Raw genomic sequence first — 26,058 nt, forward strand, 5'->3', positions numbered from 1 at the left:
ATTTTCATAATCCATTATTAATCAATGCATTGAACAAAATAATCCATCCCTGTAAACCCTCGCTGCAGGGTCTATGCTTATTAAAAGTAGCCAAAAAGGGCGATTAACCCGAATGCCCCTGCTGTTGAGGGGTTGAAGTGATAATCATTATCACTAACATGGTGTTATAGCTTAAAAGCTAGTGACTCGAGGTAACTCTATGGAATTGCATTCAGGAACATTTAACCCGGACGATTTTGCCTGGCGTGGGCTGACGTTAACGCCAGCGGCTGCGGCGCATATCCGTGAACTGGTGGCAAAGCAACCTGACATGTTGGGTGTGCGTTTAGGCGTGAAGCAAACAGGGTGCGCGGGATTCGGTTACGTGCTGGATACCGTCCGCCAACCCGAAAAAGACGATCTGCTGTTTGAAACGGAGGGCGCCAGACTTTATGTGCCGTTGCAGGCGATGCCGTTCATTGACGGCACAGAAGTCGATTTCGTTCGCGAAGGATTAAACCAGTTATTTAAATTTCATAACCCGAAAGCCCAGAACGAATGCGGCTGTGGCGAAAGTTTTGGGGTATAGGCGGTACTATGTCTCGTAATACTGAAGCAACTGACGATGTCAACACCTGGGCTGGCGGGCACCTTAATTACAAAGAGGGCTTCTTCACCCAACTGCAAACCGATGAGCTGGCAAAAGGGATCAATGAAGATGTCGTGCGCGCGATTTCGGCAAAACGAAATGAACCCGACTGGATGCTGGAATTTCGCCTGAATGCCTTTAAAGCGTGGCTGACCATGGAAGAACCACACTGGCTTAAAGCGCATTACGACAAACTGAATTATCAGGAGTACAGCTATTACTCCGCACCTTCCTGCGGTAACTGCGATGAAACCTGTGCGTCTGAACCGGGAGCGGTACAGCAAACGGGCGCGAATGCATTTTTAAGCAAAGAGGTTGAGGACGCATTCGAACAGCTTGGCGTGCCGGTACGTGAAGGCAAAGAAGTTGCGGTTGATGCCATTTTCGACTCGGTATCGGTAGCGACCACCTATCGCGACAAACTGGCGGAACAGGGCATTATTTTCTGTTCGTTCGGTGAGGCCATTCACGATCATCCTGAGCTGGTAAAACAGTACCTGGGCACGGTTGTCCCTGGCAATGACAATTTCTTTGCCGCGCTGAATGCGGCGGTGGCATCTGACGGCACGTTTATTTATGTACCGAAAGGCGTACGTTGCCCAATGGAGCTGTCGACCTATTTCCGTATCAATGCGGAAAAAACCGGGCAGTTTGAACGCACCATTCTGGTTGCGGATGAGGGCAGCTACGTCAGCTATATCGAAGGCTGTTCAGCCCCGGTGCGCGACAGTTACCAACTACACGCGGCGGTGGTGGAAGTCATCATCCACAAAGATGCCGAAGTGAAATACTCCACGGTGCAAAACTGGTTTCCCGGCGATGGCAATACGGGCGGTATTTTGAATTTCGTCACCAAGCGCGCACTCTGCGAAGGCGAAAACAGCAAAATGTCGTGGACGCAGTCGGAAACCGGCTCGGCCATTACCTGGAAATACCCAAGCTGCATTTTGCGTGGCGACAACTCGATCGGCGAATTCTACTCCGTCGCGCTGACCAGTGGACATCAGCAGGCCGATACCGGCACCAAAATGATCCACATTGGCAAAAACACCAAATCGACCATTATCTCGAAAGGGATCTCCGCCGGACACAGCCAGAACAGTTATCGCGGCTTAGTGAAAATCATGCCGACCGCTACTAACGCCCGCAACTATACCCAATGCGACTCGATGTTGATCGGTGCGGATTGTGGGGCACACACCTTCCCGTATGTGGAGTGTCGTAACAATAGCGCCCAGCTTGAACATGAAGCCACCACGTCGCGTATTGGTGAAGACCAGTTGTTTTACTGCCTGCAGCGCGGCATCAGTGAAGAGGACGCCATTTCGATGATCGTGAATGGTTTCTGTAAAGACGTGTTCTCTGAACTGCCGCTGGAGTTTGCCGTGGAAGCGCAAAAACTTCTCGCCATAAGTCTTGAGCACAGCGTCGGTTAAATTTTAAGGAAAGCACATGTTAAGCATCAAAGATTTACAGGTCAGTGTGGAAGATAAGGCGATCCTGCGTGGGTTGAGCCTTGAGGTTCGCCCCGGAGAAGTTCACGCCATTATGGGACCAAACGGTTCGGGGAAAAGTACGCTTTCTGCAACTCTCGCTGGGCGGGAAGACTACGACGTCACTGGCGGGACGGTAGAGTTCAACGGCAAAGATTTACTGGAACTGTCGCCGGAAGACCGGGCCGGTGAAGGGATCTTCATGGCATTCCAGTATCCGGTGGAAATCCCTGGCGTCAGTAACCAGTTTTTCCTGCAAACGGCGCTGAATGCGGTGCGAAGTTACCGTGGCGAAGAGTCGCTGGATCGATTCGACTTCCAGGATCTGATGGAAGAGAAAATAGCGCTGCTGAAGATGCCGGAAGATTTGCTCACGCGCTCGGTAAACGTCGGTTTCTCCGGCGGTGAGAAAAAACGTAATGACATTCTGCAAATGGCCGTGCTGGAGCCTCAGTTGTGCATTCTTGATGAGTCAGACTCTGGGCTGGATATTGATGCGCTGAAAATCGTTGCGGATGGCGTGAACTCGCTGCGTGACGGGAAACGCTCATTCATTATCGTCACTCACTATCAGCGCATCCTGGACTATATCAAACCCGATTTTGTTCACGTTCTCTACCAGGGGCGAATTGTGAAGTCCGGCGATTTTACGCTGGTCAAACAACTGGAGGAGCAAGGTTATGGCTGGCTTAGCGAACAGCAGTAACGTGCTGCAACAGTGGCACCATCTGTTTGAGACGCAAGGGGAGACACGCTCACACCATGCGCAGCAGCACTTGCAACAGATGCTGCGTCTGGGGCTGCCAACGCGGAAGCATGAGGACTGGAAATACACGCCGCTGGAGGGATTAACCAACAGCCAGTTTGTCAGTCATGTCGCTGAGATAACGTCAGCCCAATGTGCAGCGTTGTCGCCGACAATTGATGCTGTACGACTGGTGTTTGTTGACGGGCAATTCTCTCCGACGCTCAGCGACAGTACAGACGGTAGCGGTTTTGACATTACCATTGACGATGCGCGCCAGGCGCTGCCAGAGGCTATCCAACCGGAAGTGTTTTTGCACCTTACCGAAAGCCTGTCCCGTAGCGTAACGCACATTCAGGTGAAGCGTAACCAGCGCCCCGCGAAACCGCTGCTGCTGCTGCACATAACCCAGGGGCTGGCGGGCGATGAGGTGAATACGGCGCACTATCGCCACCATCTGGAGCTAGCGGAAGGCGCAGAAGCCACCGTTATTGAACACTATGCCAGCCTCAGCGAGCGTCGCCATTTCACCGGCGCACGCTTAACGATGAACGTCGCGGCAAACGCCCATTTGCGCCATATCAAACTGGCGTTCGAAAATCCGTTTAGTCACCACTTTGCGCATAATGACATTCAATTGGGCGCGGATGCTACTGCCGTTAGCCACAGTTTCTTGCTTGGTGATGCGGTATTGCGCCATAACACCAGTACGCAGCTTGACGGTGAAAACACCACGCTTCGGCTGAACAGTCTGGCGATGCCGGTGAAAAATGAAGTCTGTGATACACGGACCTGGCTTGAGCACAACAAAGGGTATTGCAACAGTCGCCAGCTGCATAAAACGATTGTCAGCGATAAGGGACGAGCGGTCTTCAATGGTCTGATCAACGTCGCCCAGCACGCCATCAAAACCGACGGTCAGATGACCAACAATAATTTGTTGCTCGGAAAGCTGGCGGAGGTGGATACCAAGCCACAGCTCGAAATCTACGCCGACGATGTGAAATGCAGCCACGGGGCGACGGTAGGACGGATCGACGACGAGCAGATGTTCTATCTGCGTTCGCGAGGGATCGGCCAGCAGGATGCTCAACACATGATTCTCTATGCGTTTGCCGCTGAGCTGACGGAAGCCCTGGGCGATGAAACGCTGAAACAACAGGTACTGGCGCGGATCGCCCAACGCTTGCCGGGAGGCGCAGCATGACATTTCCCATTGAAAAAGTACGGGCTGACTTTCCGGTCCTGACGCGTGAAGTGAACGGTTTACCGTTGGCGTATCTGGACAGCGCTGCCAGCGCGCAAAAACCCAATCAGGTGATTGATGCCGAGGCCGAGTTTTATCGTCACGGCTATGCGGCGGTCCACCGCGGTATTCATACGCTGAGCGCCCAGGCCACGGAAAAAATGGAAAATGTGCGCAAGCTTGCCTCGTTGTTTATTAACGCCCGCTCAGCGGAAGAGCTGGTGTTTGTTCGTGGTACGACGGAAGGCATCAATCTGGTGGCGAACAGCTGGGGCAGCAGCAATGTGCGAGCGGGCGATAACATTATCATCAGCGAAATGGAGCACCACGCCAATATTGTGCCCTGGCAGATGCTGTGTGCCCGCGTAGGGGCAGAGCTGCGCGTTATTCCGCTCAATGCCGATGGTACGTTGCAGCTGGAGACGCTGCCGACGCTGTTTGACGATCGTACGCAACTGCTGGCGATTACCCACGTTTCTAACGTGTTGGGTACCGAGAACCCGTTATCGGAAATGATTGAGCTGGCGCATCAATACGGCGCAAAAGTGTTGGTGGATGGCGCGCAGGCGGTGATGCATCATCAGGTGGATGTCCAGGCACTGGATTGCGATTTTTATGTTTTCTCCGGGCATAAACTTTATGGACCAACCGGTATTGGCGTTCTGTATGCCAGAGAGTCGCTGTTGCAGGAGATGCCACCCTGGGAAGGCGGTGGTTCAATGATTGCGACGGTGAGTTTGAGTCAGGGAACAACGTGGGCTAAAGCCCCTTGGCGTTTTGAAGCCGGAACGCCAAACACCGGAGGTATTATCGGACTCGGCGCGGCTATTGAGTATGTTTCAGCACTGGGGCTTACTGAAATCAGCGAATATGAACAGTTCATGATGCGCTATGCGTTGGAGCAGCTCGCGGATGTGCCGGATTTGACACTCTACGGACCGGATAACCGCCTGGGTGTGATTGCATTTAACCTTGGTAAACATCACGCCTTTGACGTCGGCAGTTTTCTTGATAACTATGGAATAGCCGTGCGGACGGGGCATCACTGCGCTATGCCGCTGATGGCCTACTATAACGTTCCTGCTATGTGTCGGGCGTCGATTGCAATGTACAACACCCATGAAGAAGTGGATCGCCTGGTAACGGGCCTCAAGCGTATTCATCATTTACTGGGCTAACAGGGAGGCGTTATGGCTGCGCTACCGGATAAAGAAAAGTTGTTGCGTAATTTTCTGCGTTGCGCTAATTGGGAAGAGAAATACCTGTACATTATTGAGCTGGGTCAGCGTTTGCCGGAATTAAACGACGACTTACGCTGCCCGGAAAATAGCATCCAGGGATGTCAAAGTCAGGTATGGATTGTTATGAACCAGAATGGCGAAGGGATTATTGAATTACAGGGCGACAGTGATGCGGCAATTGTGAAAGGACTTATTGCCGTGGTATTCATTTTGTATGATCGCATGACGGCCCAGGATATTGTGAATTTTGATGTGCGTCCGTGGTTTGAAAAAATGGCGCTCGCACAGCACCTCACGCCGTCTCGTTCACAAGGGCTGGAGGCGATGATTCGGGCTATTCGCGCCAAAGCCGCAACTCTTAGCTAAACTGATAAAACACGTTAACTTTCAGACCGACTTGAAAGCGTTCGTGTAAGGCAACGCAGTGACTCGTAAGCCGGATTGGGCGCTCGCCGCCGTCCGGCAAGAACGCCAGGGGGGTGAGTGAGTATGAAACGCGCGTCTGTTATTACGTTAATGCTAATCGGCGCTTACAGCGCTATTCAGGCCGCATGGGCGGTCGATTATCCTTTGCCCCAGGCGAACAGCCGCCTTGTTGGGCAAAACCAAACCTACACCGTGCAGGAAGGCGATAAAAACCTACAGGCGATAGCCCGTAAGTTTGATACCGCTGCCATGCTGATCCTTGAAGCCAACAATACTATTGCCCCCGTACCTAAACCCGGAACCCTGATTACTATTCCCTCACAATTACTGCTGCCGGATGCACCACGCGAAGGCATTATTGTGAATCTGGCGGAACTGCGTCTGTATTACTTCCCGCCAGGAGAGAATATTGTTCAGGTATTCCCAATTGGTATCGGTTTGCAGGGGCTGGAAACGCCGGTAATGGAAACCCGGGTTGGGCAGAAAATCCCGAATCCTACCTGGACCCCTACACCAGGCATCCGTAAACGCTCTCTGGAGCGCGGCATCACATTACCGCCTGTTGTACCTGCTGGGCCAAATAACCCGTTAGGACGCTTTGCACTGCGTCTGGCGCATGGAAACGGTGAGTATCTGATCCATGGCACCAGCGCGCCGGACAGCGTGGGCCTGCGTGTGAGTTCTGGTTGTATTCGCATGAACGCGCCGGACATTAAAGCACTGTTTGCTCAGGTCCGCACAGGCACGCCGGTCAAGGTGATTAATGAGCCGATAAAATATTCGATTGAGCCGAACGGAATGAGGTATGTCGAAGTGCATCGACCGCTGTCGCCGGAAGAGGAGCAAAACGTCCAGACCATGCCGTATGTGCTGCCAGCCGGTTTCACCCAGTTTAAAGATAATAAAGCGGTGGATAACAGTCTGGTGGAAAGGGCGTTGTATCGTCGCGCAGGTTATCCAGTCACCGTCACTGCCGGGCAAGCATCGGTCGCGAGCAATGGGCCAGAAGTGAAGTCTGCGCAAAATGGCGTGCCGGGAGGAGATGCTGAGGTGCGCGCTACACAATAACAGGGAAGGGGAATTCAGAGCAAAAAAATGGCGCACAATGTGCGCCATTTTTATTACACAGATACTATTACTTGCGGTATTTAGTAGCTGCGTTGTCCAGACGCTGGTTAGCGCGAGCTGCGTCATCTTTAGCAGCCTGAACGTCGGAACGCATTGCGTTCACGTCGTTGCTCAGCTGGTCAACTTTAGCGTTCAGAGTCTGAACGTCAGAAGACAGCTGATCGATTTTAGCGTTGCTGGAGCAACCTGCCAGCAGAGTAGAACCCAGGATTACCGCGCCCAGTACCAGTTTAGTACGATTCATTATTAATACCCTCTAGATTGAGTTAATCTCCATGTAGCGTTACAAGTATTACACAAACTTTTTTATGTTGAGAATATTTTTTTGATGGGAATGCACTTATTTTTGATCGTTCGCTCAAAGAAGCATCGAATTGTGCAAAAACGGCTAAAAACCCGAGTGAAAACAGAAAGCTTCCATCGGATTCATCTTAGATAATCACGGATTAGATAGTGAAATCCGATTTGATTTTTTATTAATTGTGGCTATCGATAAAATAAAAAAAGCGCCACCAGGGCGCTTTTTTTAGCAAATTAATTCGCGATGGAATTATTACAGCACGTGAACGGATGCGGTGTTGGTGGTGCCGCTCGGAACCAGTGCACCAGAAACCATAACCACAACGTCACCTTTTTGAGCCAGGCCGCTTTCCAGAGCGACTTCTTTACCCAGACGATAGAAATCATCGGTAGAGCTGATTTCTTTAACCACCTGTGCAACAACGCCTTTGCTCAGCACCAGCTGACGCGCGGTAGTTTCGTTGGTGGTCAGCGCCAGGATGGTGGCATCCGGGAAGTATTTACGTACTGCGCGAGCGGATTTACCACCCTGGGTTGCGACGACGATCAGCGGCGCGTCCAGTTTTTCAGCAGTTTCAACCGCGCCACGGCAAACGGCTTCGGTGATGCGCAGTTTGCGGCTGTCGTTGTTGAAGTCCAGACGGCTGGTCATCACACGGTCAGTACGCTCACAGATGGTCGCCATGATGGTAACGGCTTCCAGCGGGTATTTACCTTTTGCAGACTCGCCAGACAGCATTACTGCGTCGGTACCGTCGAGGATGGCGTTCGCTACGTCACCGGCTTCAGCGCGGGTCGGACGCGGGTTTTTGATCATGGAGTCCAGCATCTGGGTCGCAGTGATAACGACTTTACGTGCACGGATACATTTTTCGATGATCATCTTCTGCGCGAAGATAACTTCTTCAACCGGGATCTCAACGCCCATATCGCCACGCGCAACCATGATGCCGTCAGACGCTTCGAGGATTTCGTCGAAGTTGTTCAGGCCTTCCTGGTTTTCGATTTTGGAGATGATCTGGATGTTTTCGCCGCCGTGCGCTTTCAGGTGCTCACGGATTTCAACGACGTCAGAACGTTTACGGATAAAGGACGCTGCAACGAAGTCAACGCCTTGCTCGCAACCGAAGATCAGGTCTTGTTTGTCTTTTTCAGCCAGTGCTGGCAGCGCGATGGAAACGCCCGGCAGGTTAACGCCTTTGTTTTCGCCCAGGTCGCCGTTGTTCAGCACTTTACAGATAACTTTGTTACCTTCGATGGCGGTAACTTCCATGCCGATCAGACCATCATCAACCAGAACGGTGTTGCCGACAGACAGATCTTTAGTGAAGCCTTCGTAAGTTACAGCAACGATTTCGTTGTTGCCTACGACAGATTTGTCGGTGGTGAAGGTGAAGGTCTGGCCCGCTTTCAGGGAAACGTCGTTACCTCCTTCCAGTTTGATGGTACGGATTTCAGGACCTTTGGTGTCGAGCAGGATTGCGGCTTTTTTGCCGGTTTTGCTCATGACGTTGCGCAAATTCTTGATGCGCTGACCGTGTTCTGCATAGTCGCCGTGGGAGAAGTTCAGACGCATGACGTTCATGCCCGCGTCCAGCATTTTGGTTAACATCTCTTCGGATTCGGTTTTCGGACCGATGGTGCAAACAATTTTCGTCTTTTTCATGACAGTCTTAGTCTTTAAGTTGAGAAGGATATGGAAATCTGGCTCCCATCGCGCACGGATGGGAAGCTAAACCTGAGTTACGAAAGTTGTGATGCCTCGCTCTAAGGATAGGTGACATCGAAAAAGCGTGCAGAGGAATGTGTGCTTGTGTTTCAGCCCAACGGGATGGTGAGTTCTGTAGTCGTTGAGTTTTACAGGTCAATGTGCTGAAACCATTCAAGAGACAATTGGCGCGCATTATACGCTGAAAATTATCAAAAAGGAAAATGGAAACAGCGTTTCAAAACACTTCTGTGCAGTTTTACAAAAATTATTCATTAATTTGTTCATCGGTATGGATAAAGAGGCTATTGGGCTTGCGATTTGTTGCGCAACAAACTGCATTTAACATCTCGATGACTACGTTTTATGCCGTTGACGTCGATGCAGTACTATATTTCTAAAAGTTATATCAAATGCGTTTTAATTCATTTTAAAAGCCAATTCCACTGATTACACTCGTTTGGACATCCATACTGCTAAACAGCCAAAAGCGCTAGCAGAAGAACAATAAGCAGCAGCGGATACCCAAACGACATGATTGTCCTGAAAAATATTTCGAAAGTGTTTACGCCAGGCAGGCTTGCCATCACCGCTGTCGATAACGTCAACCTGACGGTTGAACAGGGGCAGATTTACGGCATTATTGGTTACAGCGGGGCAGGTAAAAGCACCTTAATTCGTTTGCTCAATGGTCTCGAAAAACCGACCTCCGGCAGCGTGACGATTAACGGCCACGATATCTCGGCCGCCAGTGGGGAATCGTTACGCCAGGCGCGACTGAAAATCAGCATGGTGTTTCAACACTTCAATTTGCTGTGGTCGCGGACCGTTAGCGAAAACATTGCGTTCTCTATGCAAATCGCCGGTGCGTCCAAAGCGTCCATCAAAACGCGGGTTGCTGAACTGATTACGCTGGTTGGGCTGAGCGGTCGTGAAAATGCGTATCCTTCCCAGCTCAGCGGTGGGCAAAAACAGCGTGTAGGAATTGCTCGCGCGCTGGCGAACAATCCAGATGTCCTGCTGTGTGACGAAGCCACCTCGGCGCTGGATCCGCAAACTACCGATCAGATCCTCGATTTACTCCTCGATATAAACCGTCGCTTCAAATTGACCATTGTGCTGATCACTCATGAAATGCACGTGGTACGCAAAATCTGCGATCGCGTCGCGGTAATGGAAAACGGCAAGGTCGTTGAGGAAGGTGATGTGCTCAGCGTCTTTACCCATCCTCAGCAGCCTATTACCCGACAGTTTGTTCGTCAGGTGAGCCAGTACACCGAAGAAGACGAGTTTAATCCGCAGCTGGCAAGCGAGTTGGGTGGGGTGGTTATCAAATTAACCTTTACCGGGCAACGTACCCATCGGCCTGTGGTTGGGGAATTGACCCTGCGCTATGGCCTGCCGTTCAACATCTTGCACGGCAAGATGACGCAAACCGCACACGGCGTGTTTGGGCAACTCTGGGTGCACGTGGTGGCCTCTGAGGAACAATTGAACAATATTTTGGCCGACCTGCGCCAGAGCGACATTGAAGGCGAGGTGATTCAACATGGCTGAAGAACTGTTTCCCCATCTGAAGTGGGATCAACTGTTAGCGGCAACCCAGGAAACGCTGTATATGACAGCTCTTTCGGGGGCGGCGACCTTTATTCTGGGCATCGCGCTTGGTCTGGCATTGTTCCTGACCGCGCGCGGCGGATTGTTCCCTAATCGCGCGGTATATAGCGCTATTTCGCTGGTGGTGAATATCTTTCGTTCGATCCCATTCATCATTTTGATCGTGCTGCTGATCCCGTTTACCAAAGCGATGGTAGGCACCATTCTCGGCGCCAATGCCGCGTTGCCTGCGCTGATCGTGGGGGCAGCGCCGTTTTATGCGCGTCTGGTCGAAATCGCTCTGCGTGAAGTGGATAAAGGCGTTATTGAAGCGACGCGTTCAATGGGCGCACGACTGAGCACACTTATTTTTCGAGTTTTACTGCCGGAATCATCTCCTGCTCTGGTGTCCGGGATCACCGTGACGCTAATTGCGCTGGTGAGCTACAGCGCGATGGCAGGGGTAATTGGTGCCGGTGGTTTAGGGAATTTGGCCTATCTGGAAGGATTCCAGCGCAACCACAGCGACGTCACGCTGGTGGCGACGGTGACGATTTTGCTCATTGTCTTCATCATCCAGCTTTGCGGCGATGTGATCACCTCTCTGTTAGATAAACGCTAATAAAATACGGAAACCATAATCATGAAAAAATCACTGACGTTACTCGCCGCAGCAACCTTAAGCGCCCTGAGCTTTGCCTCCTGGGCTGATACTCTGACCGTTGGCGCGTCTAACGTGCCGCATGCGGAGATCCTTGAACAGGCCAAACCGATTCTGGCGAAGCAGGGGATCGATCTGGAGATTAAACCGTTCCAGGATTACATTCTGCCGAACACTGCGCTGGCTGGCCGTGGGATTGACGCCAACTACTTCCAGCATATTCCGTACCTGAACAGCGTGATTAAAGACCATGCAGGCGATAAAACGTATGACTTCGTCAGCGCCGGAGCGATTCACATTGAGCCGATTGGTATCTATTCGAAAAAAGTGAAATCACTTAAAGATCTGCCGGAAGGCGGCAAAGTCATCATGCGTGATGCGGTATCTGAGGAAGGCCGTATTCTGTCGATTTTCGAAAAAGAGGGGGTGATCAAGCTGAAGCCGGGCGTGGATAAAGTAACTGCGCGCATTAGCGATATCGTCGAAAACCCGAAAAAGCTGAAGTTCCTGCCAAACGTGGAAGCCGCGCTGTTACCGCAGATGTATAACAACGACGAAGGCGATGCGGTGGTGATTAACGCCAACTACGCCATCGACGCCGGGCTGGATCCAGTGAAAGATCCTATTGCTGTTGAAAGTGGTGAAAACAACCCGTATGCCAACATCATTACCGTGCATCGTGGCGACGAGAAGAAAAAGGATATCGTAGCGCTGGTTGATGTCCTGCATTCAAAAGAGATCCAGGACTGGATCCGTACTAAATATAAAGGTGCGGTGATCCCGGTAAACAACTAATCTGCTTTTTGCCGGGTGGCGGCAGTGCTTTATCCGGCCTACGACGTCCTGTAGGCCGGGTAAAACGCGTTCGCGTTGCCATGTGGCACCAGAGCTACACTCGCTCAATTCTCGCTGGCAACCCCTGACGCACCGACGCACCCGACACCCAGTCAAGCCAGGTATTGGCTACCTGTCGGGTTGGGTCCGCAAAACCCAACTCGTTGAGATTAATCCCCGACTTAATCTGCTCATCAAACGCCATCGGCTCACCGTCGAGGGTATGCCGTGCCGCGCCCATTTCTTTATGCCCGTAACCATGCTCGATGGCGATAACACCCGGCATGACGCCATGCAGCAGGCTTATCTGCGCTTGCGCCTGACCACCGGGGGTGGTGATACGCACGATATCGCCGTGTGCTAAACCATACCGCTGACCATCCTGTGGATTGAGCGCCACCAGATTAACCGGCTTCAGATGATGAAGGCGTGGGATAACCGCCGTGGCGCTGGACATGGTATTGGATTTAAAGGAAATCAGTTTCAACGGCCACTCTTGTTCCGGGAACAACTCCTCGACCGCACGTCCATCTGACAGACGTGATGGATACCAGGCCGGGCAGCCGCTGAAGCGCTCGCCGGTAATCGCATGGCGGTGCGCGGCGACGTTCGCATTCCAGATTTGGAGCGGTTTTTCCCAGGCATTGCCGACGCGGTTATCAACTCGCCCGCTGTTGTCCGACGCAAAGCGCCCGCCGCGGGAGTAGATAAACGCCACTCGGCTGATTTCATCGGTTTTCAACGTTTGGGTCATCACAGGCATGATCCGCTGGACCCCGGTCAGCGCTATGTCTTCCGGCTGTGCTTCAGCAACCGGAGCTTTGCCCATAAACGCAATATTGGCCGCGAGACGCAGGTAGTAATCTTCCGCACGGTTTAACGGATAGTGATTACCTTGCGGATCGGTAATTGCATTGTCGCCGAATCCAGGTAGCCCGATGCGCTTTGCCACTGCAATACAGAAAGACTCCATCGAGGCCGGTTGGCCGTCAGCCGTGAGGCTGGTCGCCGATCTGACAACTGGCCAACGCGCGGTGGTGGCTTTGCTGGCCACGCCCGCCCACGGAGCGCTGAATCCCCAGCTTTCGAAGTTGTGGGTATCCGGCACGATGTAATCTGCCAGCGCCGTGGTTTCGTTCATAAAGGCGTCAATGGCAATAAACAGCGGCAGACGAGCAGGATCCTTGAGCTTTTCTTCCGCCACGCCGCGTAACCCCGCAATGCCGTAAAACGGGTTGGTCATGTTGGAGATCCAGGCTTTCAGCGGATAAGGGTAACCTTCAAGCGCCGAGACGAGGAGTTCGGTAAGCTGACCGGCGACAAACGGATACCACGGCGCTTTAGCCGGGAAGGGCGATTGCCCGGCAGCCACCTTATTGCGGTACTCTTCCGAAGACTCATAAGCGGTTTTACTGCGCGCGATGCTTAACCCTTTCGGTTTTACCTTCCCGGCGAAGCTGTCCATGTTGTAGCGCGGACCGTCGGTGGCGCCATTAAATTTGCCGCCGCCGACGAACACGCCGCCTTCAAGACTAAGGTTGCCAATCAGCGCATTGAGCATCATCACCGACCAGGCGTTATAAAATCCATTACCTGCCATCATACCGCCGTGCGTGATCACTGCCGCTTTACGCCCGTGGCGGGTGAATGCGTCGGCCAGAGCGGCAATGTCTGCTTCTGACACCCCACACTGCTGGCTGTACTGCGTTAGCGACAGTTTCTTTGCGGACTCACGCAGACACTGGAAGCTGCTTTTTACCGTTACTGTCTGCCCGTCGGCCAGCGTCACTTCACGGGTAACAAACAGCTGAGCGCGCGGGCAACTGCTGGCGGCGACAATCTCACCGGCCTCGTTGACGACCACCGGCTCCTGGGCTGCGTTTGCACTCAGATGGGCGAGGGTCAGGTGTTGTCCGGCAAGCGTTGGAATTTCATTGGTAATCACCAGATGCGTAGCGTTAGTCCAGCTTTTTTCTCCAGCCTGCTGCATGGCCAGCACGCCGGGAATGGCGAGATAATCAGCGTTATAGCGTTGTTTATCGATAATCCAGCTTATCATCCCCATAGCCAGCGCGGAGTCGCTTCCCGGTCGTACGGGCTGCCAGTGACCGCGATCGTCAGCCAGCACCGTGGTTAATGGCAGGGCTGGCGCCACCACAACATAGCGGAAGTCGTCACGTAAACGGGCGCTGGCCAATTGGCGGGCCTGGCGCTTAAACGGGTTGCCGGATTGCGCCGGAGAGGTGCCCATAAACAGCGCGAATTCGACGTTATCCCAGTCGGGTTTCACGTGGGTATTTTTATCCAGATCGCCCATTAACGCGCCGGAACCGGCCCGATAGGCCAGGCCGCAGTAAGCGCCATGAGCACCGAAGTTTTTACTGCCGAAACTGTTCAGTGCGAAGCGACGTAAAAAGGTATCACGTCCTTCATCGCTGGTATTGGTGACCAGCAGTTGATTGGATTTTGGGCCAAAGCCGGGATGTTTCGCATCAAGCGGTGTAGTGGGATCGTGGATGGCTCTCAGACCATCAACGTGGCCTTCACCAAACAAATCGCCACCTTCCACCACCTCTTTGATCAGCTGTTCGAAGCTGATGCGCTGCCATTTTCCTTCACCGCGTTTACCGACGCGCTTCATAGGCTCCAGAATTCGTAGCGGGCTGTACAGACCTTCGAGTAAGGTTGCGCCACGGGCGCAGGCGGTAGAACGTGCGTCAAGACCTGACTCCCCGGCCAGTTGTTCCATTGCCGTGGCAAAGGGGACGGAGGCGTCTATATGGTGCTCGTGCGACAACGGATGATAAGGGTTGCCCGCAATGCGCAGCACTTTGCCTTGCTCAGTGTCAACGCGAACCCGTACACCACACTGCGTCCAGCAACCAAAGCACTGCGTCATCGAGATCACCTGCTGCGGGTTTTGCTGCCAGTGAGGCCGGGCGTTGGCTTCTGGGATGAGCGCGTTGGCAAAAATGCGGTCACGGGTAATTTTGCCCGAGGTTCCGTCCAACAAACCGTCTATCGCGCGCTTTGCCACATCCCGATAACTCAGGCCAAAAGTCACCATGCCACCTACGGCAAGGCCCACTTTAAGCCACTGACGACGGGTTAAATTAGCCATGTTGCATTCTCCTTGCGATCGCGTTCAGGGCTTCACGAACAATAATAATCAGTGCTATCCACAGGCCGAAGGTACCCACAATAGCCAGCCAGCCATCGGTGCCGCCGGGCAGGGTATAGGGATTAAACTGCGCGTTAAATTTCGGTACGGTCTGCACCTGGATGAGTAACGTCCAGCGCATTAGCCAGCACAGCGCCATAGCGCTAAAAGCGAGTAATATGCGCAGCGGTAGCGACAAGGGGTAACGTACAACCAACCCGCAAAGAGCAAGCGAAACAAGCCATAGCGCAACCCAACCGATAGCGTAGTGTTGTGCTGAAGAGGCAACATCCAGCCACTGACGGATAGCCGAACCGGAAAGCGTATTACCACTCGCCCAGATCGCCACCACGATAGCAAGCGCGATCAACGTGACCATTTGCCCCCACGCTAGCTTACGCGGTAGTGCGTCCTTGCTATTTGTCGTGGCAATAAGCAGGGCAAGAAATGTTTGCAGCGCGCTGAGGAACATCGCAACCGGAAAGGCGTAACTGAACCATATGGGACGCGCCTGTACCACCGACACTTCACGGCCGGTGTAAACCAGCAATCCGATGGCGGACAGCGCGCTACCAAGTGCTAACCATTTTGTGACGCTGTAACTTTTTAGCGTTAGCAGTTTCACATGCTGCGACAGAAACCACAGACCTAAAAAACCGGTAAACAGCGGTAAAAACAGCGCGCCCCACGGCATCCAGGACCATGGCGTCGGATACGCATAGAAATGCCAGACGCGGGCGGTTTGGTGTAGATCAGCGGTCAGCGCCAGTGGCGCGGTAATCGCGCAGGTCAGGGCGATTAACAGCGTCAGATTCTCCAGGTTTGCCGTTTCTTTTTTGCGCCAGTGGAGAACGCAGGCGAACAGCGCGGCGCAGGCGGCAATGCCGATGAAAAAGAAGTATTGTACGGCCCAGGGTAACCAGCTTACGTCCTGGGGATGGGCCAGAACCTCGTCGATAATCAGTGAATGGTTCATTTAAACCTCCTGCCAGAGAGCGGGTTGAGCTCGTCCCATCAATGGGGTGACAAACGCCTCATCCAGTCCCAGATAGAACACGTGAGGAGACGTACCGCTTTCCGGCTTCAGGACTTTGATGGCGTCATGGTGTTCATGCAGCATTTGTGAAATGCGGCTGTGCGGATCTTTAATATCGCCAATGATGCGCGCGCCGCCGACACAGGATTCCACACAGGCCGGGAGCAGCCCCGCTTCGAGGCGGTGAACGCAAAAGGTACATTTATCGGCGGTTTGCGTTTCATGGTTGATGAATCGCGCATCATAAGGGCAGGCCTGCAAGCAATAGGCGCAGCCCACGCAGCGTGTGTTGTCGACCACCACAATGCCGTCTTTTCGTTGGAAAGTGGCTTGTACCGGGCAAACGGGCACGCAAGGGGGATTATCACAATGGTTGCACAGTCGCGGCAGCAGGACGTTGGTAACGCTTTGCTGGCCTTCAATCTGTACTTGATACTGGTTGACGAGGGTACGAAATTCGCCCTGTGGCGTCTGGTTTTCAATGGCGCAACTGACGGTACAGGCCTGGCAGCCGATACAGCGTCGCAGGTCAACCAGCATGGCGTAGCGATGCTGTTGTGAGCCTTCGTGGCGTTCAGGCGAAAAGGGAAATTGCGCCTGAGCCAGCGGAACCAGTGATGCGCCAGCGGTCAGGACGCCCAGTTGCTGGAGAAACTGCCGTTTACTGCTGTCCATATTTTCTCCCGTCACGATGCAACAACGAAACATTGGTCACGCCGTTGATTTGCGTGTGATGAATAAAGAATCTCAATGATTTACAGTGTAAAAATCGTGACGGGGTATACTCTATTGTGGTTAACCACATACCCGGCTTGTTGTTGATCTAAAACAACATAATTGACAGGGACAATTGAGTGGGACGCAACGTAGTAAGATGTCTGACGGTACTGGCGTCGCTGTGGATGCTAAGTGGCGCGGTCAGGGCGCAGACATGGAACATTGGCGTTTTGGCGATGCGCGGGGAGGTTTCTACACGTAATCACTGGCAGCCGCTGGAAACCTTGTTAAATCAGCAAATCCCCGGTGAGCAGTTTCATATTCAACCGCTGGACCTGCGGCAGATGCAGGAGGCGGTGAATCGTGGAACGGTACACTTTGTGGTCACCAATCCGGCGCAGTTTGTCCAGCTTAACAGCCGCTCAGCGCTACGCTGGCTGGCGTCGTTACGCTCCACCCGTGGTGGGAAAGCCACCAGTAACGTGATTGGCAGCGCCATTCTCGTCAGGCGCGACAGTGGGTTAACCTCCGCACACGATCTGATCGGCAAAACGGTTGGCGCCATTGATGCTCAGGCGTTTGGCGGCTATTTGCTGGGATATAAAGCGCTCAGTGATGCCGGTCTGCGCCCTGAACGTGATTTACGTCTGACGTTTACCGGATTTCCCGCCGATGCCTTACTCTATTTATTACGTGAAAAAGCCGTGCAGGCGGTGATCGTGCCGGTGTGCCTGCTGGAAAAAATGGATGAAGAAGGCCTCATCCGTAAAACCGATTTTATGACCGTGTTGAATCATCCGACTTCAATTCCCTGTTTAACCAGTACGCCGCTCTATCCGGACTGGTCATTTGCCGCACTACCTGCAGTGAGTGACGAGCTGGCCGATCGCGTTACGCGGGTACTGTTCAATGCACCGCAAAACGCGACGTTTCGCTGGGGCGCGCCCGCCTCGACCCGTGAAGTAGAAGCGTTGCTGCGCGACGTCCGACAGCATCCGCAGCAGCGTCAGCTGTGGCTGGATGTCAAAAGCTGGTTTATTCAACACCGACTGGCGATGGGGGGCGTGGTCATCGTATTGCTGTTGCTTACGCTCAATTACATCTGGGTGATGCTGTTGGTTCGCCGACGTGGCAGGCAGCTGGAGCGGAACAACGTGTTGTTGCACAAACAGGAACAGGCGCTGGAGACTGCCCGCCAAATGAGTGTGCTGGGGGAGATGACCTCCGGTTTTGCCCATGAACTCAATCAGCCGTTGTCTGCTATCCGTCATTATGCCCAAGGCTGTCTAATTCGCCTGCGTGGTCAGGATGAGCAGCATCCGTTGCTGCCCGCGCTTGAGCACATAGACGCCCAGGCACAACGAGGAGCCGATACGCTGCGCAATCTCCGGCAGTGGGTCAGCCAGGCACAGGGCAATCCGGTACTCTCCGATGACTGGCAAGCCATCAACGTTCACGATGCTATCCATCACGTCTGGCAATTACTGCGCATGCCCCAGCAATTCCCGGCGGTAACGCTGCACACGCAGGTTAGCAAGGCGTTAACGTTGATGCTGCCAAGCGTTCTTCTTGAGCAGGTGCTGGCTAATCTGGTACTCAATGCCGCCCAGGCAGGCGCTACGACAGTATGGTTTAGCGCCCTGCACAAGGATGGTGGCGTGCGTATTCAGGTGCAGGATAATGCCGGAGGCATTGACGAGGCTCAGTTGTATCAGGCGTTTCAGCCGTTTATGACCACCCGCAAAGAAGGTATGGGACTAGGACTGGCCATTTGTCAGCGACTGGTACGCTACGCAAACGGAGATATTGAGATCAAAAATCAGCAGGCCCCGGACGGCAAAGCGGGGGCGAGAGTGACATTGTATTTTAAACCAAATCAGGAAGGAGGCCGTAGTGGCGATAATTCATCTGCTGGATGACGACATTGCCGTTACCCAGGCCTGTGCGTTTTTATTGGAAAGTCTGGGATATGAAGTGTCTTGCTGGGAGCAAGGCGAGAAATTCCTCGCCGAGGCAAATCTGCACCAGGTGGGCGTACTACTGCTGGATATGCGTATGCCGGTACTGGATGGGCACGCTGTGCATGAAATCATGCGTCAGAAAGCAAGTACGCTGGCGGTGGTCTTTCTCACCGGGCACGGCGACGTGCCGATGGCGGTTGAGCAAATGAAACGTGGCGCGGTCGATTTTTTGCAAAAACCCGTGTCAGCCGTGCCGCTTCAGGCAGCATTAGAACATGCCTTGCAGGTCTCGGCAGCGGCGTTCTCGCGACAAGAGATCATCTCATGCTACCAACAACTTACGCCAAAAGAACGGGAACTGGCGCATCTGGTAGCAAAAGGGTTAATGAATCGGGAAATTGCTGATGCCATGAATATTGCCGTGCGTACGGTTGAAGTGCACCGGGCGCGGGTGATGGAAAAAATGCAGGCAGGAAGTCTTGCTGAGCTCGTTAATCGACTTCAGATAATTCAGTAGAATGATGACATTTATTTGATTTTCATTGAATTTTGTCTAAATCCTCAGAGTGATATATGCTGTTGGTTTGAGTTAATGACGAGCGGGCAAAAATGGGAAATCAGACGAAAGACGACGAGTTGTACCGTGAAATGTGCAGAGTAGTCGGTAAAGTAGTGCTGGAAATGCGCGATCTGGGACAAGAACCTAAGCATATCGTCATTGCGGGAGTGCTGAGAACCACCCTTGCTAACCAGCGCGTGAAGCGCAGTGAGTTAGAAAAACAGGCTATTGAGACCGTAATTAAAGCATTGGCCGGTTAATTCATAAAAAGAGGACCGCAGAAATTTTTTGCCGTCCTCTTATTCTCGATACGTTAATCTATCAATCTATATAATTTATCTCCGTTAATAATTAGTTGTAGAGAACTATAAATCGATATGTATTTATTTATATATCGGTGGCCGTGCAGTATTATATTTGGGAGAGGGTTCACAAATATTTGTAATTTAAATAGGCTGCTATTTCACTCTATTTGTTAATGATAATAAATCTCACTCCGCATTAATTATATCCCTTCCGTTTTTTAATTGATGACGATCAAGACTATGCATGCTGAATAACCACATTATTTCTGCGCCTAACCCTAAAGGATTAGATTCATTCAGTTTAACCACCGTCATTTACGCGATCAGGTTAGGGCAAAAATTTACGTGTTGTTGGCAACATTAACCGCCCGATATGGCTTGAGCTGCGCTGGTTTAAATTAGCCTGGATGTGTTGCTACCACAGCATTTGCGAAGAGGATGCGAAATAAATGAACCAGGTTGATCGTCCATTTTTAGATTGTGGTTTAACGCGACTAGAATTCCTGCGGATATCAGGGAAAGGACTGGCGGGATTAACGATTGCCCCCGCGCTGTTATCCCTATTTGGTTGTAAGCAGGAAGATGTCGATAGTGGGACCGTGGGGCTTATCAATACGCCGAAAGGGGTTCTGGTGACCCAGCGAGCCCGCTGTACGGGCTGTCACCGCTGTGAAATTTCCTGTACCAATTATAACGATGGTGCCGTAGGGACCTTCTTTTCCCGGATAAAAATCCATCGCAATTTCTTCTTTGGCGATGATGGCGTCGGGTCCGGTGGTGGGCTGTATGGCGATTTAAACTATACCGCTGATACCTGCCGACAATGTAAAGATCCGCAGTGCATGAAGGTCTGCCCAATTGGTGCAATTACCTGGAAACAGGAAGACGGTTGTATTGCGGTGGACCACAAACGCTGTATTGGCTGTAGCGCGTGTACCACAGCCTGCCCGTGGATGATGGCGACCGTAAATACCGAAACGAAAAAGTCCTCAAAATGTGTGTTATGCGGGGAATGCGCCAATGCTTGTCCGACTGGAGCATTAAAAATTATCGAGTGGAAAGATATTACTGTTTGATAGATAACAGGCATACCTGATTCGCGCCATTAATTGCCAAAAATACTGCAGTTTTGGATAAAAAACTGCCTGAAGAATGGCGGGTATATCTATTAAACCTTCTTGCAAAGGAAAACATGATGGCTAATGGTTGGACAGGTAATATTTTACGGGTCAATCTCACCACGGGTAATATCACCCTTGAAGATTCCAGTAAATTTAAAAAATTTGTCGGTGGGATGGGCTTTGGTTATAAAATTATGTACGACGAAGTCCCGCCAGGCACCATGCCTTTTGATGAAGGGAATAAGCTAGTTTTTGCCACCGGACCATTAACGGGGTCTGGCGCTCCCTGTAGCTCCCGCGTCAATATCACCTCCTTATCGACGTTTACCAAAGGTAACTTAGTCGTAGATGCCCATATGGGCGGTTTCTTTGCTGCACAAATGAAATTCGCCGGTTACGACGCAATTATTATTGAAGGCAAGTCTGCATCACCGGTCTGGATCAACATCAAAGACGATAAAGTCAGCATCGAAAAAGCCGATTTCTTGTGGGGCAAGGGGACTCGCGCCACAACCGAAGAGATTTGTCGGATTACCAGCCCGGAAACCTGCGTTGCCGCTATTGGGCAGGCGGGTGAGAATCTGGTGCCACTGTCCTGCATGATCAACAGCCGCAACCACAGCGGAGGCGCCGGTACAGGTGCGGTGATGGGTTCGAAAAACCTGAAAGCCATTGCGGTAGAAGGGACTAAAGGCGTCAACATTGCCGATCGTAAAGAGATGAAGCGGCTCAATGACTACATGATGACCGAGCTTATCGGCGCCAACAACAACCACGTTGTGCCAAGCACCCCGCAGGCCTGGGCAGAATACTCTTCGCCAAACTCGCGCTGGACAGCCCGTAAGGGACTTTTCTGGGGCGCGGCAGAAGGGGGGCCAATCGAAACCGGTGAAATCCCGCCGGGCAACCAAAATACAGTGGGTTTCCGTACCTATAAATCGGTGTTCGATCTGGGGCCAGCCGCAGAAAAATACACGGTCAAAATGAGCGGCTGCCATTCATGCCCTATTCGTTGTATGTCGCAGCTCAATGTCCCGCGGGTGAAGGATTTTGGCGTGCCGAGTACCGGCGGCAACACCTGCGTGGCGAACTTTGTTCACACCACCATTTTCCCCAATGGCCCGAAAGATTTTGACGATAAAGACGATGGGCGAGTCGTAGGGAACCTGATCGGACTGAACCTGTTTGACGATTACGGTATCTGGTGTAACTACGGCCAGCTGCACCGTGACTTTACCTACTGTTATTCGAAAGGCGTCTTTAAACGCGTGCTGCCAGCCGAAGAGTACGCGGAGATCCGTTGGGATCAACTGGAGGCGGGCGATCCTAACTTTATCAAAGATTTTTACTATCGACTGGCGCATCGCGTGGGGGAACTCAGTCATCTTGCGGACGGTTCGTATGCCATTGCTGAACGCTGGGATTTGGGCGAAGAGTACTGGGGTTATGCCAAAAATAAACTGTGGTCGCCGTTTGGTTTTCCGGTCCATCATGCAAACGAAGCCTCGGCGCAGGTGGGGGCGATCACCAACTGTATGTTTAACCGTGACTGTATGGCGCACACCCATATCAACTTCATCGGTTCCGGTTTGCCGCTGAAATTACAGCGCGAAGTGGCGGGCGAGTTATTTGGGTCGCAGGACGCCTACGACGAGACCAAGAATTACACCCCGATCAATGCCGCCAAGATCAAATATGCCAAATGGACGCTGCTGAAAGTCTGCCTGCATAACGCGGTTACGCTGTGTAACTGGGTTTGGCCGATGACGGTTTCACCACTCAAGAGCCGCAACTATCGCGGAGATTTGGATCTGGAAGCGAAATTCTTCCAGGCAGTCACCGGTGATGAAACCACGCAGGCGAGTCTGGACCTGGCCGCTGAACGCATCTTTACCCTGCATCGTGCCTATACGGTCAAACTGATGCAAACCAAAGATATGCGTAATGAACACGATCTCATCTGCTCCTGGGTGTTTGATAAAGACCCAAAAATTCCGGTCTTCACCGAAGGCACCGACAAGATGGACAGGGAGGATATGCGTCAGTCACTGACGATGTTCTATCAGGAAATGGGCTGGGATCCCGAGTTGGGTTGCCCAACGCGCGAAACCCTGAACCGACTCGGACTTGAAGACGTGGCAGCCGATTTGGCTGCGCAGGATCTGTTGCCAGCGTAAGGAACGCGAGATGACTAACGTGAGCAACGTTCAGGCACCCGTTGGGGCGCTTCCTGACGAGGTTGATAGCCAAAAGAGACACTGGCTACAGGCGTTTCACCCGCCGGTCGAGCAGGTGACTGCGCCGCAGGTTCAGGAAGCCGCCAGCCCGGAGTCGATTGTGGCAGATTTTATCCGCCAGCATTCGGCATCGGGGCACCTGGTAGCGCGCAGCGTGTTTCTGCAGCCACCTTATTCGGTCCCTGAAGCCGATCTCTCCGCGCTGCTGGATGTGCTGTGCCAGGACGCGAATAACGCGGATATCACCCGTGTGCAGGGTGCGGAAGATGTCTATTTCTACTCAACGCAAACCATGACGGCAAACTATGCCGACATGTGCGTGCAGGTGGTGGAAAACGACATCTGCCGTGCGATTGCCGAGGCGGTACGCTTCGACGGTCGTACGTATCCTCGCCCCTATAAGGTCGCCATGTTGACGCAACCGCCGTACAGCTTTGAGTCTCAGCAGATTTCAGCGGCGCTCACGGCCATGGAAACGCATCCTGATTACGCAGATATACGTACTGTGGAATCGTCAAATGCGGAGCCTTATTTGTTCAGCGAACGTTTTATGAGTTATGGCAAAGCGTACGGCCTGTGTGAATGGCTTGAGGTTGAGCAGTATCAGAACCCCTGAATTATTCAGGTTGATGTCATGGAATGTGTGGACGACCACTGTCACAGCATTAGAGGATAACCCGATGTCCTTCACTCGACGAAAATTTGTCATTGGCATGGGGACGGTGATTTTTTTTACCGGCCCGGGTCAAAATCTGTTAGCGAGTACCAGGAGCCCTAAAGCCGTTCGTTACGTCATGATTCACGACGAATCACTGTGTAACGGATGCAATATTTGCGCTCGTGCATGCCGGAAAACCAACCATGTACCTGACCAGGGCAGCCGTTTGTCTATAGCGCATATTCCGGTAACCGATAACGACAACGAAACGCTGTATCACTACTTCCGTCAGTCCTGCCAGCATTGTGATGATGCACCTTGTATTGAGGTGTGTCCGACCGGTGCCTCCTGGCGAGATGAAAACGGTATTGTGCGAGTAGATACGTCTTGCTGTATTGGTTGCAGTTACTGTATTGGCGCGTGTCCTTATCAGGTGCGCTATCTCAACCCGCAAACCAAAGTGGCGGATAAATGCGACTTCTGCGCTGAATCTCGGCTGGCGAAAGGTTTCCCTCCGATCTGTGTTAACGCTTGCCCGGAACATGCGCTGATTTTCGGTCGTGAAGATAGCCCGGAAATTCAGACCTGGTTGCGAGAAAACAAGTATTACGAATATCAACTTGCAGGCGCCGGGAAACCCCATCTGTATCGTCGGTTCGGTCAACATTTGATTAAAAAGGAAAATGTATGAACGCGTCGCAGAATGCCGAACAGTTTCACGCCCAACTTGCACAGTATGTTCCCCTGTTTTCACCGGACTACTGGCCTGTGTGGTTAGTCGTTGCCGGGTTAATGCTGGTGGGAATGTGGCTGGTGCTGGCGCTTCACGCCATGCTGCGCTTTCGGGCTGCGCATAAAGCGTCGGCAGGGCACGGTGAGAAGGTCTATTTATATTCGAAGGCTGTCCGCCTGTGGCACTGGTCGAATGCGCTGCTGTTTCTGTTACTTCTGGTCAGTGGCCTGGTCAATCACTTCTCTGCGGTCAGCGCGACGGTAATGAAAAGCCTGCTTACCGTTCATGAGGTCTGCGGCTTTTTGCTACTTGCCTGCTGGATTGGTTTTGTGCTGATCAACCTGATTGGCGGCAACGGACATCACTATATTATTCAACGTCAGGGCTGGATCGCTCGTGCGCAAAGACAAACTCGTTTTTACCTGTTTGGCATTATGCAGGGCGAGTCACACCCATTTCCGGCCTCACCTCGCTCTAAATTTAATCCGTTACAGCAGGCGGCCTATGTTGGCGTGATGTATGGTTTGTTGCCACTGCTACTGATCACTGGATTGTTATCGCTTTACCCGGTAGCCGTCGGCGATCTGTTCCCCGGAGTGCGTTACTGGCTGCTTCAGGCGCACTTTGCGCTGGCAATAGCCAGTCTGTTTTTCATTTTTGGGCATCTTTATCTCTGCACTACGGGTCGCACGCCGGGCGAAACCTTTAAGTGTATGGTGGATGGCTACCACCGGCATTAAGCGATGATGATTACGCGAAGTGACTTACGGGCCTGGCGTGTTGGGCCCGTCATGTATCGCTGGTTTCTACGCGCGTTTCCCGCAGGAGGAAGCTATGCCGATGTTCATCGCGCGCTCCAGCGGGAAGGGTATACCGATTGGGCAAATAGCCTGGTGGAATACGGCTGGTCAAAATGGCGGGAAGAGGCGAGTTTTGCTCAGCAGGATATTGACGCAATGGGGAATATTTCCTGTGAGCAAGCTGCAGGGGAAACCAGTCGTCCGTTGGCGAGTGCGGAAGATTATGCCCGATTTAGCAGTGCGGGTGACAACGTTAAAATTGCCAGCGCCGGGTATGCTGCGCAGATCGCCTGTGCCGGTTACAGCGCAAGGATTGGCAGTGTAGGCTATAACACGCATATCGGCAGTTCAGGCGATCGCGGGCGAATAGCGATTGCGGGAAACTCGGCGCGTATCAGCAGTGTGGGCGACGGAACGCGTATTGCCAGTACCGGCATGCGCGTACGTATCAGTTCGCTCGGCGATCGAAATCGGATTGCCAGTAGCGGTGATTTAACCCAACTGGCCTGTTTTGGCGCAGAGGCGAAAATCGCTAACTGCGCGGACAATATCCACATTATTGCCAGCGGAGAGAACGCCGTTGTTGCCAGTACCGGTGCTGTCGACTCGATAATTCTTGGTCCCGGCGGATGTGCGGCGCTGGCTTATCACGATGGCGAAAGAATGCGTTTTGCGCTTGCCGTTGAAGGGGAAAATAACGTTCGGGCGGGCGTGAAATATCGGCTCAACGAAGACCATCAGTTCGTGGAATGTTGAGCCGAGAGG

Annotated in this window: 25 protein-coding genes; 19 read left to right on the top strand and 6 right to left on the bottom strand. The window is 52.5% G+C overall.

Annotated features, from left to right (window positions below; all coding sequences use genetic code 11):
- Window positions 1-199: 199 nt before the first annotated feature.
- The 7 genes from sufA to ldtE all read left to right on the top strand — a co-directional run bounded on the left by sufA (window position 200) and on the right by ldtE (window position 6,847).
- Window positions 200-568, top strand: coding sequence for a Fe-S cluster assembly scaffold SufA (sufA, locus tag OGY68_RS16810; RefSeq protein ID WP_003832645.1), 369 nt, complete (start codon window positions 200-202; stop codon window positions 566-568).
- A gap of 8 nt (window positions 569-576) precedes the next feature.
- Complete coding sequence (gene sufB, locus OGY68_RS16815; RefSeq protein ID WP_020996440.1) at window positions 577-2,064, top strand: Fe-S cluster assembly protein SufB; 1,488 nt, start codon at window positions 577-579, stop codon at window positions 2,062-2,064.
- A 16-nt stretch (window positions 2,065-2,080) separates the two neighbouring features.
- The gene (sufC, locus tag OGY68_RS16820) at window positions 2,081-2,827 is read left to right on the top strand and encodes a Fe-S cluster assembly ATPase SufC (protein ID WP_003832649.1); all 747 of its coding nucleotides are present in this window, start codon (window positions 2,081-2,083) and stop codon (window positions 2,825-2,827) included.
- Window positions 2,802-4,073, top strand: coding sequence for a Fe-S cluster assembly protein SufD (gene sufD / locus OGY68_RS16825; protein ID WP_057067860.1), 1,272 nt, complete (start codon window positions 2,802-2,804; stop codon window positions 4,071-4,073). The genes sufC and sufD overlap by 26 nt, the downstream gene beginning before the upstream one ends.
- The gene (sufS, locus tag OGY68_RS16830) at window positions 4,070-5,290 is read left to right on the top strand and encodes a cysteine desulfurase SufS (protein WP_008784609.1); all 1,221 of its coding nucleotides are present in this window, start codon (window positions 4,070-4,072) and stop codon (window positions 5,288-5,290) included. Before sufD ends, sufS begins: the two co-directional genes overlap by 4 nt.
- Before the next feature lie 12 nt (window positions 5,291-5,302).
- Complete coding sequence (gene sufE / locus OGY68_RS16835) at window positions 5,303-5,719, top strand: cysteine desulfuration protein SufE (RefSeq protein ID WP_003832654.1); 417 nt, start codon at window positions 5,303-5,305, stop codon at window positions 5,717-5,719.
- Window positions 5,720-5,842: 123 nt separating this feature from the next.
- Window positions 5,843-6,847, top strand: coding sequence for a L,D-transpeptidase LdtE (ldtE, locus tag OGY68_RS16840; RefSeq protein WP_008784610.1), 1,005 nt, complete (start codon window positions 5,843-5,845; stop codon window positions 6,845-6,847).
- A 67-nt stretch (window positions 6,848-6,914) separates the two neighbouring features.
- Here the strand turns inward: ldtE and lpp are convergent, their stop codons facing one another.
- The 3 genes from lpp to ynhH all read right to left on the bottom strand — a co-directional run bounded on the left by lpp (window position 6,915) and on the right by ynhH (window position 9,075).
- Complete coding sequence (gene lpp, locus OGY68_RS16845) at window positions 6,915-7,151, bottom strand: murein lipoprotein Lpp (RefSeq protein WP_003029373.1); 237 nt, start codon at window positions 7,149-7,151, stop codon at window positions 6,915-6,917.
- A gap of 309 nt (window positions 7,152-7,460) precedes the next feature.
- Window positions 7,461-8,873, bottom strand: a complete 1,413-nt coding sequence (gene pykF, locus OGY68_RS16850; protein WP_003029366.1) for a pyruvate kinase PykF — start codon at window positions 8,871-8,873, stop codon at window positions 7,461-7,463.
- A gap of 7 nt (window positions 8,874-8,880) precedes the next feature.
- Window positions 8,881-9,075, bottom strand: a complete 195-nt coding sequence (gene ynhH / locus OGY68_RS16855) for a protein YnhH (RefSeq protein WP_244293978.1) — start codon at window positions 9,073-9,075, stop codon at window positions 8,881-8,883.
- A 374-nt stretch (window positions 9,076-9,449) separates the two neighbouring features.
- Between ynhH and OGY68_RS16860 the strand changes: the two genes are divergently transcribed.
- Genes OGY68_RS16860 through OGY68_RS16870 form a run of 3 tightly spaced genes read left to right on the top strand, consistent with a single transcriptional unit; the run spans window position 9,450 to window position 11,967 of the window.
- Window positions 9,450-10,472: a methionine ABC transporter ATP-binding protein gene (locus OGY68_RS16860; RefSeq protein WP_032943213.1), complete on the top strand. Its 1,023-nt coding sequence runs from the start codon at window positions 9,450-9,452 to the stop codon at window positions 10,470-10,472.
- A complete protein-coding gene (locus tag OGY68_RS16865) occupies window positions 10,465-11,133 on the top strand; it encodes a methionine ABC transporter permease (RefSeq protein WP_048214308.1) in 669 nt (222 codons plus the stop codon). Before OGY68_RS16860 ends, OGY68_RS16865 begins: the two co-directional genes overlap by 8 nt.
- Window positions 11,134-11,154: 21 nt before the next feature.
- Window positions 11,155-11,967 carry a MetQ/NlpA family ABC transporter substrate-binding protein gene (locus OGY68_RS16870; protein WP_057067865.1) on the top strand — a complete coding sequence of 271 codons (813 nt, stop codon included), beginning with the start codon at window positions 11,155-11,157 and terminating at the stop codon, window positions 11,965-11,967.
- A 94-nt stretch (window positions 11,968-12,061) separates the two neighbouring features.
- Here OGY68_RS16870 and ttrA read toward each other — a convergent pair whose 3' ends face one another.
- From ttrA to ttrB, 3 genes are read right to left on the bottom strand one after another with little or no spacing between them, the layout of a single operon-like run.
- A complete protein-coding gene (ttrA, locus tag OGY68_RS16875; RefSeq protein WP_286617277.1) occupies window positions 12,062-15,127 on the bottom strand; it encodes a tetrathionate reductase subunit TtrA in 3,066 nt (1,021 codons plus the stop codon).
- The gene (ttrC, locus tag OGY68_RS16880; RefSeq protein ID WP_057067869.1) at window positions 15,120-16,142 is read right to left on the bottom strand and encodes a tetrathionate reductase subunit TtrC; all 1,023 of its coding nucleotides are present in this window, start codon (window positions 16,140-16,142) and stop codon (window positions 15,120-15,122) included. The genes ttrA and ttrC overlap by 8 nt, the downstream gene beginning before the upstream one ends.
- A complete protein-coding gene (gene ttrB / locus OGY68_RS16885; RefSeq protein ID WP_325757434.1) occupies window positions 16,143-16,877 on the bottom strand; it encodes a tetrathionate reductase subunit TtrB in 735 nt (244 codons plus the stop codon). It lies immediately after the preceding gene.
- Between the two features lie 227 nt (window positions 16,878-17,104).
- Here ttrB and ttrS point away from each other — a divergent pair, with 227 nt between their 5' ends.
- From ttrS to ydhT, 9 genes are all read left to right on the top strand, one after another.
- Entirely contained in the window at window positions 17,105-18,838 is a 1,734-nt protein-coding gene (ttrS, locus tag OGY68_RS16890) for a tetrathionate respiration histidine kinase TtrS (protein WP_103014617.1), read from the top strand.
- On the top strand, window positions 18,813-19,397 hold the full coding sequence (gene ttrR, locus OGY68_RS16895) for a tetrathionate respiration response regulator TtrR (RefSeq protein WP_057067875.1): 585 nt from the start codon (window positions 18,813-18,815) through the stop codon (window positions 19,395-19,397). Before ttrS ends, ttrR begins: the two co-directional genes overlap by 26 nt.
- A 92-nt stretch (window positions 19,398-19,489) precedes the next feature.
- On the top strand, window positions 19,490-19,699 hold the full coding sequence (gene fumD / locus OGY68_RS16900; RefSeq protein ID WP_003029345.1) for a fumarate hydratase FumD: 210 nt from the start codon (window positions 19,490-19,492) through the stop codon (window positions 19,697-19,699).
- A gap of 494 nt (window positions 19,700-20,193) precedes the next feature.
- The gene (locus OGY68_RS16905) at window positions 20,194-20,820 is read left to right on the top strand and encodes a ferredoxin-like protein (RefSeq protein WP_003029338.1); all 627 of its coding nucleotides are present in this window, start codon (window positions 20,194-20,196) and stop codon (window positions 20,818-20,820) included.
- A 119-nt stretch (window positions 20,821-20,939) separates the two neighbouring features.
- Complete coding sequence (locus OGY68_RS16910; RefSeq protein WP_003832676.1) at window positions 20,940-23,042, top strand: aldehyde ferredoxin oxidoreductase; 2,103 nt, start codon at window positions 20,940-20,942, stop codon at window positions 23,040-23,042.
- A gap of 10 nt (window positions 23,043-23,052) precedes the next feature.
- The gene (locus OGY68_RS16915) at window positions 23,053-23,718 is read left to right on the top strand and encodes a YdhW family putative oxidoreductase system protein (protein ID WP_057067617.1); all 666 of its coding nucleotides are present in this window, start codon (window positions 23,053-23,055) and stop codon (window positions 23,716-23,718) included.
- Between the two features lie 64 nt (window positions 23,719-23,782).
- Window positions 23,783-24,451, top strand: coding sequence for a 4Fe-4S dicluster domain-containing protein (locus OGY68_RS16920; RefSeq protein WP_020996435.1), 669 nt, complete (start codon window positions 23,783-23,785; stop codon window positions 24,449-24,451).
- A complete protein-coding gene (phsC, locus tag OGY68_RS16925; RefSeq protein WP_057067616.1) occupies window positions 24,448-25,233 on the top strand; it encodes a thiosulfate reductase cytochrome B subunit in 786 nt (261 codons plus the stop codon). The genes OGY68_RS16920 and phsC overlap by 4 nt, the downstream gene beginning before the upstream one ends.
- A 51-nt stretch (window positions 25,234-25,284) precedes the next feature.
- The gene (gene ydhT / locus OGY68_RS16930; RefSeq protein WP_411801003.1) at window positions 25,285-26,049 is read left to right on the top strand and encodes a protein YdhT; all 765 of its coding nucleotides are present in this window, start codon (window positions 25,285-25,287) and stop codon (window positions 26,047-26,049) included.
- Window positions 26,050-26,058 lie beyond the last annotated feature (9 nt).

This window comes from Citrobacter sp. Cpo065 (assembly GCF_030332805.1).
GTDB lineage: Bacteria > Pseudomonadota > Gammaproteobacteria > Enterobacterales > Enterobacteriaceae > Citrobacter > Citrobacter portucalensis.